The organism is Streptomyces sp. DH-12, assembly GCF_002899455.1.
Taxonomy (GTDB): domain Bacteria; phylum Actinomycetota; class Actinomycetes; order Streptomycetales; family Streptomycetaceae; genus Streptomyces.
Genome location: NZ_PPFB01000001.1, coordinates 6313143 through 6327500, shown reverse-complemented (window position 1 = coordinate 6327500; position 14358 = coordinate 6313143). Strand labels below are relative to the sequence as shown.

Here is a 14358-nt window from a genome sequence, read left to right as displayed (position 1 = left end):
GGCGACGTGAAGGCGGGCGACGCGCTCTTCCTCTGGAAGTGACGTGACGCCGTCCCCACGACGGCGCAGGAACATCGGACGCTGCGGCGCGACCCGCCGCTTTACCGGAGACGGGTGAGATGGAGACAACGCTGCGAGGCGTCGGCGTGAGCCACGGTGTGGCGATCGGCGAGGTTCGGCACATGGGTACGGCGGTGCTGGAGCCGCCGGCCAAGCAGATCCCGGCGGAGGAGGCGGAGCGCGAGCAGCAGCGCGCCCGTCAGGCCGTGGAGGCGGTCGCGGCCGACCTGACCGCGCGCGGGAACCTCGCCGGGGGCGAGGCGCAGGCGGTGCTCGAGGCGCAGGCCCTGATGGCGCAGGACCCGGAACTGATGGCCGACGTGGAGCGGCGCGTCGCCGTGGGCAGCTCGGCCGAGCGCGCGGTCTACGACGCGTTCGCCGCGTACCGCGAGCTACTGGCCAACGCGGGCGAGTACCTGGCCGGCCGGGTGGCCGACCTGGACGACGTGCGCAACCGCATCGTGGCGCGGCTGCTCGGCGTGCCGATGCCGGGTGTGCCGGACAGCGACCAGCCGTACGTGCTGGTGGCGAGGGATCTCGCGCCGGCCGACACCGCGCTGCTGGACCCCACGCTGGTGCTCGGCTTCGTGACCGAGGAGGGCGGGCCCACCAGCCACAGCGCGATCCTGGCGCGTGCGCTGGGTGTGCCGGCGGTCGTGGCGCTGCCGGGAGCCGGTGAGATCGCCGAGGGCACGCTGATAGCGGTCGACGGCAGCTCGGGCGAGCTCTTCGTGGACCCGACCGAGGAACGCAGGGCCGCTCTGGAGGCCGCGGCCGCGGAGCGCAAGGCCGCGCTGGCGGCGGCGACCGGGCCGGGTGTGACGGCGGACGGGCACAAGGTGCCGCTGCTGGCGAACATCGGCGGGCCGGCCGACGTGGCCGCGGCGGTCGAGGCGGGCGCCGAGGGCGTCGGTCTGTTCCGGACCGAGTTCCTGTTCCTGGACGACAGCAAGAGCGCTCCGTCCGAGGAGAAGCAGGTCGAGGCGTACCGGCAGGTGCTGGAGGCGTTCCCCGAGGGGCGTGTCGTGGTGCGGGTGCTGGACGCCGGCGCGGACAAGCCGCTGGACTTCCTCACCCCGGGCGACGAGCCGAACCCGGCGCTGGGCGTGCGGGGTCTGCGGACCCTGCTCGACCACCCCGAGGTGCTGCGCACTCAGCTGACGGCGCTGGCCAAGGCCGCGGAGGGGCTGCCCGTGCACCTCGAGGTGATGGCCCCGATGGTGGCGGACCGGGCCGACGCGAAGGCCTTCGCGGACGCGTGCCGGGAGGCGGGGCTGCGCGCGAAGTACGGCGCGATGGTCGAGATCCCCTCGGCGGCGCTGCGGGCGCGCTCGGTGCTGCGGGAGGTGGAGTTCCTGTCGCTGGGGACGAACGACCTCGCGCAGTACACGTTCGCCGCGGACCGTCAGGTGGGTGCGGTCTCCCGGCTGCAGGACCCCTGGCAGCCGGCGCTGCTCGATCTGGTGGCGCTGTCCGCCGAGGCGGCGCGGGCCGAGGGCAAGAGCTGCGGTGTGTGCGGTGAGGCCGCTTCGGATCCGCTGCTGGCGTGTGTGCTGACGGGGCTGGGTGTCACCTCGCTCTCGATGGGTGCGGCGTCGATTCCTTACGTGCGGGCGTCGCTGGCGAAGTTCACGCTGGCGCAGTGCGAGCGGGCCGCCGCTGCCGCCCGGGCCGCGGACAGCGCGGAGGAGGCGCGGAACGCGGCGCAGGCGGTGCTGTCGGGCGAGTAGTCCTCCCCGGACCCGCGCGCTGTGTGCCTGGGGCGCTCCACTTCGGTGGGGCGCCCCTTGTGCTGCGCGCTCAGTGCTGGTGGTCCGGGCCGGGGTCGGCGTCGGTGAGGTCGGGTGACGCGCAGTAGTCGACGTTGGACTCGGGCGGGATGATCTCGCCCGTCTCGGCGTCGGTGCAGTAGGCGTCGAAGACCTCTCCGGCGGTGAGCGGGACGAGTCCGTGGGGGCGCAGACGCCAGCCGTGGATGCGGTCGGGTTCGCCCGGGGTGCTGGCACGCATCACGAGGCCGCCGGGGCTGGCGGTGGCGAGGCCGACGGCCAGGACGGTGGTGAACTCCAGGGCCTCGGTCTCGTCGATGCGTACGCCGTCGTCGGTGTCGTCGGCGTGCAGGACGGCGACGAGTGATTCGGATGGTCCGGAGACGCTGCAGACGAGGTGGCGGTCGCCCGGCGGGGCGGTGTCGAGGATGCGGGTGACGAGGCGGGAGGCGCGGGCGAAGGCCGCGTGTCCGAGGTCCTCGCCGCAGGAGGCGCAGGGGCCGAGGCGGGCGAGGAGTGTGGTGGCGTATTCCCAGGTGGCGCGGCGGACGGCCTCGTCGACGAGGAGGGTCATGAGGTCGGCCAGGGGACGGCCGTCGTAGGGGACGGCGGGTCCGGTGGCCGCGCGTTCGGCGGTGAAGCGGGTGCGGCTGACGGAGCTGTCGGGGTCGAGGCCGTGGTGCGCGCAGTACTCGGCGTACTCCTCGGGGTCGAAGAGGGCCACCGTGGTGTGGCTGCCCTGGAGGGCGCGGGTGCGCAGGACCGCTTCCACGTGTTTCAGGTAGGTGGCGTGGTCGTCGAAGACGAAGCTGTCGTAGCGCCGCATGGCGCGGAAGTCGTGTTCGTCGGTCAGCACGCCGATGGTGCCGGCGACCTCGCGGCGCAGGACGCGTCGCAGGGTCCGGTGGTCGGTGTACGCCATGTCTCCCCCTCTGCACAGTCGATCAATGCTCACTCACCGTAATCGGCGGCACTGACAACGGGCGGAGGAGGAGACGCGGCGTGACCGGTCCGGGGCCGCTCAGGGGCGGGTGCGGGCCAGTTCCTGGTAGGGGACGAGCAGGTCGAGGTCGTCGATGGAGCCGGGGTTGACGGCCTTCTCCAGCGGGGTGCCCTGGAGGAGGCGCTTGACCGGGACCTCGATGCGCTTGCCGGTGAGGGTGTGCGGGATGCCGGGCACCTCGATGATCTCGTCGGGGACGTGCCGGGGCGAGAGCTGGGTGCGGATGGTCTTCCTGATGCGGTCGGTGAGGTCGTCGTCCAGGGTGGCGCCGGGCGCCAGGTGGACGAAGAGGGGCATCCAGTAGCCGCCGTCGGGCTGTTCGATGCCGACGACGAGGGACTCCTTGATCTCGGGGAGGCGTTCGACGGCCTCGTAGATGTCGGCGGAGCCCATGCGGACGCCCTGGCGGTTGAGGGTGGAGTCGGAGCGGCCGTGGATGACGACGGAGCCGCGCGAGGTGAGGGTGATCCAGTCGCCGTGGCGCCAGACGCCGGGGTAGGTGTCGAAGTAGCTGTCGTGGTAGCGGCTGCCGTCGGGGTCGTTCCAGAAGTGGATCGGCATGGACGGCATGGGGTTGGTGACCACGAGTTCGCCGACCTCGTCGGTGAGGGGCCTGCCGCTGGGGTCCCAGGACTGCAGGTCGGTGCCGAGGCAGGGGGCCTGGAGCTCGCCGACGTGGACGGGGAGGGTGGGGACGGCTCCGGCGAAGCAGGAGCAGACGTCGGTGCCGCCGCTGACGGAGGCGATCCACAGGTCGTCCCCGCTCTCGGCGAACTCGTCGTGGAGCCAGCGGAAGCCGTCGGGCGGCAGGGGGGAGCCGGTGGTGGCGACGCAGGTCACGGCGGACAGGTCGTAGTCGCGCGCGGGGTGGACGCCGGCCTTGCGGCAGGCCATGACGTACGCGGCGGAGGTGCCGTAGAGGGTGGCTCCGGTGCGTTCGGCGATGCGCCACTGGGCGCCGGTGTCGGGGTGGCCGGGGCTGCCGTCGTAGAGGACGACGGTGGTGCCGGTGAGGAGGCCGGAGACGAGGAAGTTCCACATCATCCAGCCGGTCGAGGTGTACCAGAAGAAGCGGTCCTCGGGGCCCAGGTCGCAGTGCAGGCCGAGCTGCTTGAGGTGTTCGACGAGGATGCCGCCCTGGGACTGCACGATGGCTTTGGGCAGTCCGGTGGTGCCGGAGGAGTAGAGCACCCACAGCGGGTGGTCGAAGGGCACCTGCTCGTAGACCGGTTCGGTGTCGGCGGCGGTGAGGGCGGACCATTCCAGGGCGCCGTCGGGGGCGTCGGTGCCGAGCAGCGGGATGTGCACGACGGCGCGCAGGGTGGGCAGTTCGCGGCGGAGTTCGGCGACGATGTCGCGGCGGTCGTGTTCCTTGCCGCCGTAGCGGTAGCCGTCGACGGTGAACAGGACGACCGGTTCGACCTGCTGGAAGCGGTCCAGGACGCTGCGGGCGCCGAAGTCGGGCGCGCAGGAGGTCCACACGCCGCCGACGGCCGCGGTGGCGAGGAGGGCGACGACGGCCTGCGGGACGTTCGGCAGGTAGCCGCTGACGCGGTCGCCGGGCCGTACGCCGAGGGCGCGGAGCTCGGCGGCGAGGGAGCCGACCTGGCGGCGCAGTTCGGCCCAGGTGACGGGGCGGGGGTCGTGGGTCTCGTCCACGTGGAGCAGGGCCGGCTCGTCCGCGCGGGAGCCGGCCGCGCGCAGGGCGTGCTCGGCGTAGTTGAGGGTCGCTCCGGGGAACCACTGGGCGCCGGGCATGGAGCGCTCGCCGAGGACGCGCTCGTACGGCGTGGCGAAGCGGACGTCGAACCACTCGGTGACCGCTTTCCAGAAGGTCTCCAGCTCCTCCACGGACCACCGGTGGAGCGCCGCGTAACCGCCGTCGGCGGGGGCGCCGTGGTGCTGGGCGGCCCAGGCCTGGAACCGGGTGATGCGGGCCTCGGCGATACGTTCCGGTGTCGGCTGCCAGAGCGGCTGAGGGTTCACGGTCGACATGGGGCGGCTCCCGGACTGTGCGCGTCGTGTGCGTCCTCCGCGCACGGGCTGGGGTGTGCGCGTGACGCGGCTGACAGGGACGATGCCATGTGATCGACTTCCGCACCAGGGTGCCCCCCACATAGTCCCTGTCGTGAAGATGTGGTCCGATCACGGGTGAACGGGAGTTGAACACCACGCCTGCGGGGCGCGGTGGATGGCAGGGTGAGCAACATGAACGGTCGTGACCTGGTGCGTTCGTGGTGGTCGGTCGGCGGGGCGGGAGCGGCACGGGGACTGCGTACCGTACGAGCAGCGTGGCGCAGGCGGGGGGCGGACGCCACCGGGCCGGTGCGGGCGCGGGTGCCGGGGACCGTGCGGGAGGTGGAGCCGGGCCCGGGCGGGGGTGTGATCCGGTTCGGCCGCTCGGAGCTGCGGATCCTCGTGGCGGTGAACGGCGCGGTGTTCTGGGGCTGGGACGGGGCGGGCCCGGAGCCGTCGTACGCGCTGGCCGGTGCGTGTCCCGAGCCGGATCCGCGGGCCGCGCTGGAGCCGGACACGGACGGCGGCTGGCGTGTGGTGGCCGAGCGGGTGACGGTCGCGGTGTCACGGCACGGTGCGCTGGAGGTGCTCACGCCCGGGGGTGTGATGCTGCGGCGGGATCTGCCGCCGCGGTGGTGGGAGCCGGGGGACGGGGGTCCGGCGTGTTGGATGCAGCGCGCGGAGGTGCCGGCGGACGCCCGTTTCTTCGGTCTGGGCGGCCGGGCGGAGGGGCCTCGGCTGCGGGACGGCACCCACCGGCTGGGGAACGGCGTTGCCGGGCGGGCCGCCGAGGGCGCGGGGAGCCCGGCCCCGGTGTCGATGCCCGTGCAGCTGGTGGTGGCCGACGCGGGCACGCATCTGTCGTTCGTCGACAACCCGTGGGACGGCACGGTGACGCTGCGGGAGGGGGCGGAGGGCGCCGGTTCCGGGCACGACCGGGCGGGCACGAGCGAGCTGCGCATGGCGGGTGGTCCGGTGCGCGGCTGGGTGGTGGCGGGCACGCCGGCGCGGGTCCTGCTGACGTGGGCGTCGCTGACCGGGGCGCCGGCGCTGCCGCCCGCGTGGGCCTTCGGCCACCACCATGTGCGGGAGGGCGCCGGCGGGGAGGACGACGTGCGGCGGGTCGTCGCCGGGCACCGGGAGGGCGGGCTGCCGCTGGAGGCGGTGCATCTGGGGTGCGGTCACCTGGACGGCCGCCGGGCGTTCACCGTCGACCAGGACCGTTTCCCGAAGCTGCCGGTGCTCGCGGACGAGCTGCGGCGCGAGGGGGTCCGGCTGGTGTCGGTGGTGACCCCGGCCGTGCGGGCCGCGCCGGGCGGCGCGGTGTACGAGGAGGGGACGCGCCGGGACGCCTTCGTGCGGGACGGCTCCGGGGAGGTGGTGCGCGCGGCGGACCGGCGGGGCGAGGCGGTGTTCCCGGACCTCACCGACGCGCGCGTGCGGACCTGGTGGGGCGGCTGGTACGCGGAGCGGGCGGAGCAGGGCTTCACGGGGGTCTGGCACACGCTCGACTCGCCCGCCCCCGTCGGCGGGGAGGCGCACAACGTGTACGCGCTGTGCCTGGCCCGGGCGGCGTCCGAGGGACTGCGCGGAGCCGTCGGCGGCGAGCGGCCGCTGGTGCTGTCCCGGTCCGGGTGGGCGGGGCTCCAGCGGTACGGCGGGGTGTGGTCCGGCGAGGGGGCCGCGGGGTGGCCCGGACTGCGGGCGTCACTCGCGCTGGTGCTGGGGCTCGGGCTGTGCGGGGTGCCGTTCTCGGGCCCGGACGTCGTCGTCGGCGGCAAGGACGGTTCGTCCGAACTGTACGTGCGGGGATTGCAGTTGGGCGCGTATCTGCCGTTGCTGCGTACGGTTGCGGCCACTGCGGCGGGTGACCTGCCGTGGGAGTGCGGCGCGAGGGTGTCGGAGCACGCTCGCGCGGCGCTGGACGAGCGGCGGCGTCTGCTGCCGTACTTCGTGACGCTGGCGCATCTCGCGCGGCGGACCGGGGCGCCCTCTGTGCGGCCGTTGTGGTGGGCGGCGCCGGAGGAGCGGGCGTTGCGGGACTGCGAGGACGTCTTCCTGCTGGGGGACGCGCTGCTCGTGGCGCCGGTGCTGGAGCCGGGCGTGGAGCGGCGGGAGGTGCGGCTGCCGCGCGGGCGGTGGTACGACACGGCGACGGAGCGGGTGTACGAGGGGCCGGCGAAGGTGCCGGCCGACGCCCCGCTGGAGCGGATACCCGTGTTCGCGCGGGCGGGCGCGGTGGTCCCGGTGCGCGGGGAGGACGGGGGGACGGTGCTGGAGGTGTGGGCGCCCGCCCCGGGCCGGAGCGGGGGCGGGCCGGTGGTGCCGGACGGCGGGGACGAGGGGGCGGAGCCGGAGGTCGAGCGGTACTCGGTGACCTGGTCGGGCCCGCGGGTCGTCGTCCGGCGGGAGGGGGAGGACGGCGCGCGGGAGCCGTCCCGGCCGGTACGCGTCCGTGGGCTCGGCCGGTCCGGGGGCCGGACGCAGCGGCCCCCGGATCAGAGGTAGCGGCCCTCGAAGAAGGCGCGCACGGCCACGGTGTGCAGGGGGAAGGCGAGTTCCTCGGGGCGGCGCAGCAGGTGCGTGCCCTCGGTCTCGTCGGTGGGCGCGGAGGCGGGCAGGTCGTCCGCCGGGCGCTCGGGCAGCAGCCCGAAGAGCAGCAGGTGGCCGTCGGGGGCGCTCATGGCGTCGGCGAGCCGGACGTCGCGGCCGGCCGCCTCGAGGCCGGTCTCCTCCTTGAGTTCCCGGACGACGGCCTGGCGCCAGTCCTCGTCGTGGTCGATGTAGCCGCCGGGCAGGACGGTGCCGCCCTTGGCGGGCGGGATCGACCGGGTGACGACGACCAGGGCCGTGCCCTGGGTGTCGTACACGGGCTGGAGGGCCACGGCGACGGGGAGCGGGTTGCGGTAGGCGACGGCGCCGCAGGCGGGGCAGGTGCGCGGCCAGCCGGAGACGCCCTCTCCGTAGGGCGTGCCGCAGGACGAACAGTGGGAATCCGCCGCGGAGTTGGGAACGTGAGTATCGGACACGCGCGGGACTGTATCCGATGGCGGAAGGGGCGTCTTCGGGAGGGCGGTTCAGCGGTGGCCGGCGAGGGACCTGCGGGCCACGGGGAAGTCGAAGTAGGTGTCCGGGTAGGTCTCGGGCTTGAAGGTGTAGTGCCACCACTCCTCGGCGAGGTTCACGAAGCCGAGGTCCTCCAGGGTGTTCTTGAGCAGCATCCGGTGGGCGCGCTGCTCACCCGTGATCCGCGGGTCGAGGGTGTGGCTGAGGGTGTCGAAGCAGTCGTAACCGGTGCCCATGTCGACGGAGTTGTCGGGGAACCGCTCGTCCTTCGGCGCGAAGCAGGGGGTGAGGGGTTCGCCCGGACGGTAGGGCCGGGTGGGGCGGGCGGGGAGCTCGACGAGGGTGAGGTCGACGGTGGAGCCGCGGCTGTGGCCGGATTTCTCCGCGATGTACCCGTCGGCGAACAGGCGGGTCTTGTCGACGTTCGGGTAGAACTCGGCCTTCATGGTCTGGTCGTCGAGGTCCTCGGCCCAGCGCACGAAGTGGTCCACGGCGCGCTGCGGGCGGTAGCAGTCGTAGACCTTCAGGGAGTAGCCCTGCGGCAGCAGCCGTCGCTGGGCGGCGCGGAGGGCCTCGGCGGCGGGGCGGGTGAGGATGCACAGGGGCTGCCGGTAGCCGTCGACGGGCTCGCCGACGAAGGTGTGCGGGGTGACGTAGCGGATCTCGTGCAGGATCGTCGGGTCGACGCTGTGGAGGGCCACGAAATCGCGGGGCGCCTTGGGTTCGGGCGTCGCCCGGGCGGGCGCGGCCACGATGGTCGCGGTGAGCAGGGCGGCGAGGGCGGTGACCAGGGCGCGTACCGCGCGCGGCAAATATGTCATGTCCTCTGCATTTATCAGACGGGGACGGCCGTACGGAAGCAGGCGCCCCGACCCGTTCCGCCGCCGCCCCTGACGCTTCCCGGGCTCCGGTGAACACTTCCGGCGTCCGTCGGCACCGTCGTACGCCTCGGCGCAATTCGGCGTGCCGCGGCCGGCGTCCCACCGACGCCAGGACTCCCCCACGGGCGGCGCGGCTGCGACGGCACGTCACCAGCGTGACCAGTGCCGGACGGACCGTGCTGGTGAACCTGGAGACCCTCCCGTGGGACCCGTCCGTCCTGTCCGCGATGCGCATCCCGGAGGCGCTGCTCCCGGAGATCAGGTCCTCCGCCGAGGTCCACGGCACCGCCGAGGTCCACGGCACCGCCGTGGGCCGGCTCGCCGGGGTGTCCGTGGCCCCCGCTCTGGGCGACCGGCAGGCCGAGGTCTTCGGGCGGGCCCGCCACGACGCCGGCACCGCCAAGAACACCTGCGGCACCGGGAGTCTCCTGCCGCTCGACACCGGCGCCCGGCCCGTGCCGTCGAACGGGCTGCTCACCACCCTGGGCCACAAGACCGGCGACGAGGCGCCCGTCCACTGCCTGGAGGGGGCGGTCGCCCTCACGGGCGTGCTGGTCCAGCTGACACGGCATCAGGCGGACGTGCTCTCGACGTGCCGGTGATCAGGCCCCGGGTCTCGGAGACGACCTGCCTGGGCGCCGCCTACGCGGCGGGACTCGCCACGGGCGTGCGGAGCGGCCCGACGGACTGAAGTCGCCCTGGCGGAAGGACGCCGAGTGGACGCCCGCCATGTCGTCGTCCGTGCGGGACCGCGCGTACCGCAACCGGCGGAAGGCGGCGGAGAAGAGCCTCGGCCGGGTCGAGGAGGGCGGGGACTGAGCCACGCGCGCGTGGTGACCGGTCCGTCGTACGGCGGCTCGTGCTCCGGCCGGCGGGAGCACGGGCCGCGTCGTCCGGCCGCGGTCAGGTGGCGACCGCGCGGCGCCGCTCGGCGGCCTGGGTCATGGCGTGCTGGACGACGCCGACCAGGACCTCCTTGACCGACTCGCGGTCCCGCGCGTCGCACAGCACCAGCGGCACGTCGTCGTCGAGGTCGAGGGCCCGCCGTACCGCGTCCTCCGGGTAACGGGCCGCGCCTTCGAAGCAGTTGACGCCGACCAGGAAGGGTATGGACCGCCGCTCGAAGTAGTCGACGGCGGCGAAGCAGTCCTCAAGGCGTCGGGTGTCGGCGAGGACGACCGCGCCGAGGGCGCCCTCGGACAGCTCGTCCCACATGAACCAGAAGCGTTCCTGGCCGGGGGTGCCGAAGAGGTACAGCACCAGGTCCTCGCGCAGCGTGATGCGGCCGAAGTCCATGGCCACGGTGGTGGTGCTCTTCGCCTCGACACCGCTGGTGTCGTCGAGGGGCCGCCCGGCCTCGGTGAGGAGCTCCTCGGTGCGCAGCGGCCGGATCTCGCTGACCGCGCCGACGAGCGTGGTCTTGCCCACGCCGAAGCCGCCGGCCACCAGGATCTTGAGCGTGACGGGCTCGACCGGGGGCTTGCCGCGCTCAGAACGCCCGAGGATCATCGGTCTCTTCTCCTGCTCGACGAGGGTCGGGCGGCGGGCCGTATCCCCCGCCGCCGGGGGTTTCGATGACGAGGACGTCGCCGGGGCCGACGTCCGCCGAGTCGCTGCCGGCGAGCGGGGTGACCGTGCCGTCGACCCGCTCGATCCGGTTGGCGCCCGTCGCGCCGGGGGCCCCGCCGGCCATGCCGTAGGGCGGCACCCTGCGGTGCTGGGACAGCGTGGAGACCGTCATGGGCTCCAGGAAGCGGATGCGGCGGACGGCTCCGTCACCGCCGCGCCACCGTCCGGCGCCGCCGCTGCCCCGGCGCACCGCGAACTCCTCGAGCCGGACCGGCAGCCGCCATTCCAGGATCTCCGGGTCGGTGAGCCGGGAGTTGGTCATGTGCGTCTGGACGACGGGGGCTCCGGGGTGGCCGTGGCCGGCGCCGGAACCGGACGCCACGGTCTCGTAGTACTGGTGGCGGGCGTTGCCGAAGGTGACGTTGTTCATGGTGCCGGATCCCTCGGCCTGGACGCCGAGCGCCGCGTAGAGGGCGCCGGTGACGGCCTGTGAGGTCTCGACGTTGCCCGCGACGACGGCGGCCGGGGGTTCGGGCGCCAGCATGGAGCCGGGCGGGACGACGATGCGCAGCGGGCGCAGACAGCCGTCGTTGAGCGGGATGTCGTCGGCGACCAGGGTGCGGAAGACGTACAGGACGGCCGCGTCGACGACGGAGGAGGGCGCGTTGAAATTGGTGGCGAGCTGGGGGGACGTGCCGGTGAAGTCGATGGTCGCGGAACGGTCGGCGCGGTCCACGCTCACCGTGACGCGCAGGACGGCGCCCGAGTCGGTCTCGTAGGCGTACGCGCCGTCGTCCAGGGCGTCGATGACGCGGCGCACCGCCTCCTCGGCGTTGTCCTGCACGTGCCGCATGTAGGCCTGGACGACGTCGAGGCCGTAGGTGTCGATCATGCGGCCGACCTCTTCGACGCCCTTGTGGTTGGCGGCGATCTGGGCGCGCAGGTCGGCGAGGTTGGTCGCCGGGTCGCGGGAGGGGTGGGGCGCCTCGGTGAGCAGGCGCAGGGTCTCCTCCTCGCGGAACCGGCCGTTCTCGGTGAGCAGCCAGTTGTCGAAGAGGACGCCCTCCTCGTCGATGGTGCGGCTGTTCGCGGGCATGGAGCCGGGGGCGATGCCGCCGATCTCGGCGTGGTGGCCGCGGGAGGCGACGTGGAAGAGGACCTCGGGGTCCCGCCGCGTGCCGTCCTCGGGTGCGGTGCCGAAGACGGGGGTGATGACGGTGACGTCGGGCAGGTGGGTGCCGCCGTGGTACGGGTCGTTCACGGCGTAGGCGTCGCCGGGGCGCATGGCGGAGCCGCGCCGTCGGATGACCTCCTTGACGCTGGTGCCCATCGAGCCCAGGTGGACGGGGATGTGCGGGGCGTTGGCCACCAGGTTCCCGTCGGGGTCGAAGAGGGCGCAGGAGAAGTCCAGTCGCTCCTTGATGTTGACGGACTGGGCGGTGGACTCCAGGCGGGCGCCCATCTGTTCGGCGATGGACATGAAGAGGTTGTGGAAGATCTCGAGCAGGACCGGGTCGGCCTCCGTGCCGACGTCGGAACTCTCCGTGACCGCGACGCGTTCCATGACCAGGTGCCCGTCGTCGGTGGTCGCGGCCCGCCAGCCGTCGTCGACGACGGTGGTGGAGCCGTCCTCGGCGATGATCGCGGGGCCGGTGACGGTCTCGCCGGGAGGGAGGTCCTCGCGGCGGTGGAGGGGCACGTCGCGCCAGGCGCCGCCGGTGTGGAGGCGGACGGTGACGGGTGCGGCGGGCCGCCCCGACCAGGTGGCCAGGGCGGAGAGATCAGGGGGGTCGGTGGTGCCGGTGGCTTCGACGGAGAGCGCCTCGACGACGATCGGGCGGTCGAGGGTGAAGGAGTAGGTGGCGCGGTGCCGGTCCTCGAAGGCGCGCCGCATGGTGTCGGGCTCGGTGAGCTCGACGGTGAGGGTGGTGTCGGTGCCGTCGTAGCGGAGCTGGGCCCGGCGGGTGACCTCGACGCGTTCCTCGGGGACGTCCTCGGCGAGGAGCTCGGCGCGGGCCGCCGCCTCCAGCTCGTCGGCGGTCCCGTGGACGGCGGGCATGGCGGCGGGCTCCAGCGGGGCCTCGACGGAGCGTTCCCGCATGGCGGTGGTGTCGGCGAGGCCGATGCCGAGCGCGGACAGCACGCCCGCCATGGGGGGCACGAGGACGGTGCGGATGCCGAGGGAGTCGGCGACCATGCAGGCGTGCTGGCCGCCCGCCCCGCCGAAGGTGGTGAGGGCGTACCGGGTGATGTCGTGGCCCTTCTGCACGGAGATCCGCTTGACCGCGGCCGCGACATGGGCGACGGCGATCTGGAGGTAGCCCTCGGCGACCTGTTCGGGGGTGCGGTCGTCGCCGGTGCTCCCGTGGATCTCGCGGGCGAGGGCGGTGAAGCGTTCGCGGACCACGTCCGCGTCGAGCGGCCGGTCGCCGCCGGGGCCGAACACGGCCGGGAAGTGGGCCGGCTGGATGCGGCCCAGCATGACGTTGGCGTCGGTGACGGCGAGCGGGCCGCCGCGCCGGTAGCAGGCGGGGCCGGGGTCCGCTCCCGCCGAGTCGGGGCCGACGCGGTAGCGGGAGCCGTCGAAGTGCAGCACCGAGCCGCCGCCCGCGGCGACGGTGTGGATGTCGAGCATCGGCGCGCGCAGCCGGACCCCCGCGATTTGGGTGGTGAGGACGCGCTCGTACTCGCCGGCGAAGTGGGAGACGTCGGTGGAGGTGCCGCCCATGTCGAAGCCGATGACCCGGTCGAAGCCGGCGAGCCGCGACATGCGGGCCATGCCCACGATCCCGCCGGCGGGTCCGGACAGGATCGCGTCCTTGCCGCGGAACTGCCGGGCCTCGGTGAGCCCGCCGTTGGACTGCATGAACATCAGCCGTACGCCTTCGAGCGCGTCGGCGACCTGGCGCACATAGCGGCGCAGCACGGGTGAGAGGTACGCGTCGACGACGGCGGTGTCCCCGCGCGGCACCAGCTTCATCAGCGGGCTGACCTCGCTGGACAGCGAGACCTGCGGGAAGCCGATGCGGGCGGCGAGTTCCCCGACGGCCTGTTCGTGGGCGGGGTGGCGGTCGCTGTGCAGGCAGACCACGGCGACGGCCCGGATCCCGTCGTCGTACGCCTGCCGCAGCGGACCGGTGAGGGCGTCGAGGTCGGGGGCGCGCAGCACGGTGCCGTCGGCGGCGACGCGTTCATCCACCTCGACGACCCGCTCGTGGAGCGGTGACGGCAGGTCGATGCGGCGCGCGAAGATGTGCGGGCGGTTCTGGTAGGCGATGCGCAGGGCGTCGCGGAAGCCGCGGGTGACGACCAGCAGGGTGCGCTCGCCCTTGCGTTCGAGGAGGGCGTTGGTGGCGACGGTGGTCCCCATGCGGACGACGTCGACGGGGTCGCCGGAGCCGTTCAGCAGCGCGCGGACGCCGGCCACCGCCGCGTCGGCGCCGGACGGGTCCGAGCGGCCCGGGTCCGGGTGGCCGGAGAGGACCTTGCGGGTGAGCAGCCGACCGTCGGGGCGGCGCGCGACGATGTCGGTGAAGGTGCCGCCTCGGTCGACCCAGAACTGCCAGCCTGTCACGCCACTACCCCGCTTCCGCGCCGGTCACAGCGCCCGGAGGCCGTTGATCACGTCGCGCAGAATACTCTCGTCCGGCAGCTCGGCCGGGGGGACGGGCCGGTTCACGTGGACGAGTTCCGCGTCCACGAGATCACCGACGAGGACCCGGACCACGCCCACCGGCAGGTCGAGTCCCGCGGCGAGTTCGGCGACCGTCTGGGGGATCTCGCGGCACAGTCCGACGATGTCGACGTGTTCCGGGGAGAGGGTGGGGTCCTCCTCCGGGTCGTCCGCGTGCGGCTCCGCGACGACCACGGCGATCAGGTCGAGGCGGTGCTGGGCCGCACTGGTGGTGCGGCCCCGCGTCATGGCGTACGGACGGACGACCGGTCCGGCCTCGTCATCGAACCAGTGGCTTCTCCCCTGACCGTGAGCGCTCAT

10 protein-coding genes and 1 pseudogene (1 of these 11 cut by a window edge) are annotated in these 14358 nt (G+C 73.8%); 4 read left to right on the top strand and 7 right to left on the bottom strand.

The genetic code is table 11. The features are described 5' to 3' along the window. Together C1708_RS27495 and ptsP are read left to right on the top strand one after the other, a co-directional pair. On the top strand, window positions 1-42 hold the end of the coding sequence (locus C1708_RS27495) for a PTS sugar transporter subunit IIA (RefSeq protein WP_106415209.1). 408 nt of this gene lie to the left of the window's left edge; 42 of the gene's 450 nt are visible here — the last part of the coding sequence; its start codon lies beyond the left edge, outside the window; it ends in the stop codon at window positions 40-42. A gap of 77 nt (window positions 43-119) precedes the next feature. Next, on the top strand, window positions 120-1790 hold the full coding sequence (gene ptsP, locus C1708_RS27490; RefSeq protein ID WP_106415208.1) for a phosphoenolpyruvate--protein phosphotransferase: 1671 nt from the start codon (window positions 120-122) through the stop codon (window positions 1788-1790). A 70-nt stretch (window positions 1791-1860) separates the two neighbouring features. Here ptsP and C1708_RS27485 read toward each other — a convergent pair whose 3' ends face one another. Together C1708_RS27485 and C1708_RS27480 are read right to left on the bottom strand one after the other, a co-directional pair. After that, window positions 1861-2751, bottom strand: coding sequence for a DUF8829 domain-containing protein (locus C1708_RS27485; RefSeq protein WP_106415207.1), 891 nt, complete (start codon window positions 2749-2751; stop codon window positions 1861-1863). A 99-nt stretch (window positions 2752-2850) separates the two neighbouring features. Next, window positions 2851-4827: an acetoacetate--CoA ligase gene (locus tag C1708_RS27480; RefSeq protein WP_106415206.1), complete on the bottom strand. Its 1977-nt coding sequence runs from the start codon at window positions 4825-4827 to the stop codon at window positions 2851-2853. Window positions 4828-5040: 213 nt separating this feature from the next. Between C1708_RS27480 and C1708_RS27475 the strand changes: the two genes are divergently transcribed. After that, window positions 5041-7356 (top strand): glycoside hydrolase family 31 protein, encoded by a 2316-nt coding sequence (locus tag C1708_RS27475; protein ID WP_106415205.1) that lies wholly within the window; start codon window positions 5041-5043, stop codon window positions 7354-7356. Here C1708_RS27475 and C1708_RS27470 read toward each other — a convergent pair. Beyond that, window positions 7347-7877 (bottom strand): NUDIX domain-containing protein, encoded by a 531-nt coding sequence (locus C1708_RS27470; RefSeq protein ID WP_106415204.1) that lies wholly within the window; start codon window positions 7875-7877, stop codon window positions 7347-7349. The two genes, C1708_RS27475 and C1708_RS27470, sit on opposite strands and share 10 nt — an antisense overlap. A gap of 48 nt (window positions 7878-7925) precedes the next feature. Then, window positions 7926-8735 (bottom strand): M15 family metallopeptidase, encoded by an 810-nt coding sequence (locus C1708_RS27465; protein ID WP_106415203.1) that lies wholly within the window; start codon window positions 8733-8735, stop codon window positions 7926-7928. 200 nt (window positions 8736-8935) lie between these two features. Between C1708_RS27465 and C1708_RS27460 the strand changes: the two are divergent. After that, a pseudogene (locus C1708_RS27460) lies at window positions 8936-9614 on the top strand (FGGY family carbohydrate kinase); the annotation flags it as partial. 84 nt (window positions 9615-9698) lie between these two features. Here C1708_RS27460 and C1708_RS27455 read toward each other — a convergent pair. From C1708_RS27455 to C1708_RS27445, 3 genes are read right to left on the bottom strand one after another with little or no spacing between them, the layout of a single operon-like run. Continuing rightward, complete coding sequence (locus C1708_RS27455) at window positions 9699-10304, bottom strand: GTP-binding protein (protein WP_106415202.1); 606 nt, start codon at window positions 10302-10304, stop codon at window positions 9699-9701. Further along, on the bottom strand, window positions 10285-13938 hold the full coding sequence (locus C1708_RS27450; protein ID WP_106415201.1) for a hydantoinase B/oxoprolinase family protein: 3654 nt from the start codon (window positions 13936-13938) through the stop codon (window positions 10285-10287). Before C1708_RS27450 ends, C1708_RS27455 begins: the two co-directional genes overlap by 20 nt. A gap of 24 nt (window positions 13939-13962) precedes the next feature. Then, window positions 13963-14358 carry a DUF742 domain-containing protein gene (locus C1708_RS27445; RefSeq protein ID WP_106415200.1) on the bottom strand — a complete coding sequence of 132 codons (396 nt, stop codon included), beginning with the start codon at window positions 14356-14358 and terminating at the stop codon, window positions 13963-13965.

Coding starts and splice junctions, on each gene's coding strand:
- C1708_RS27480 (WP_106415206.1), bottom strand. CDS start 4,827: ATGTCGACCGTGAACCCTCAGCCGCTCTGGCAGCCGACACCGGAACGT.
- C1708_RS27475 (WP_106415205.1), top strand. CDS start 5,041: ATGAACGGTCGTGACCTGGTGCGTTCGTGGTGGTCGGTCGGCGGGGCG.
- C1708_RS27445 (WP_106415200.1), bottom strand. CDS start 14,358: ATGAGCGCTCACGGTCAGGGGAGAAGCCACTGGTTCGATGACGAGGCC.
- C1708_RS27455 (WP_106415202.1), bottom strand. CDS start 10,304: ATGATCCTCGGGCGTTCTGAGCGCGGCAAGCCCCCGGTCGAGCCCGTC.
- C1708_RS27465 (WP_106415203.1), bottom strand. CDS start 8,735: ATGACATATTTGCCGCGCGCGGTACGCGCCCTGGTCACCGCCCTCGCC.
- ptsP (WP_106415208.1), top strand. CDS start 120: ATGGAGACAACGCTGCGAGGCGTCGGCGTGAGCCACGGTGTGGCGATC.
- C1708_RS27485 (WP_106415207.1), bottom strand. CDS start 2,751: ATGGCGTACACCGACCACCGGACCCTGCGACGCGTCCTGCGCCGCGAG.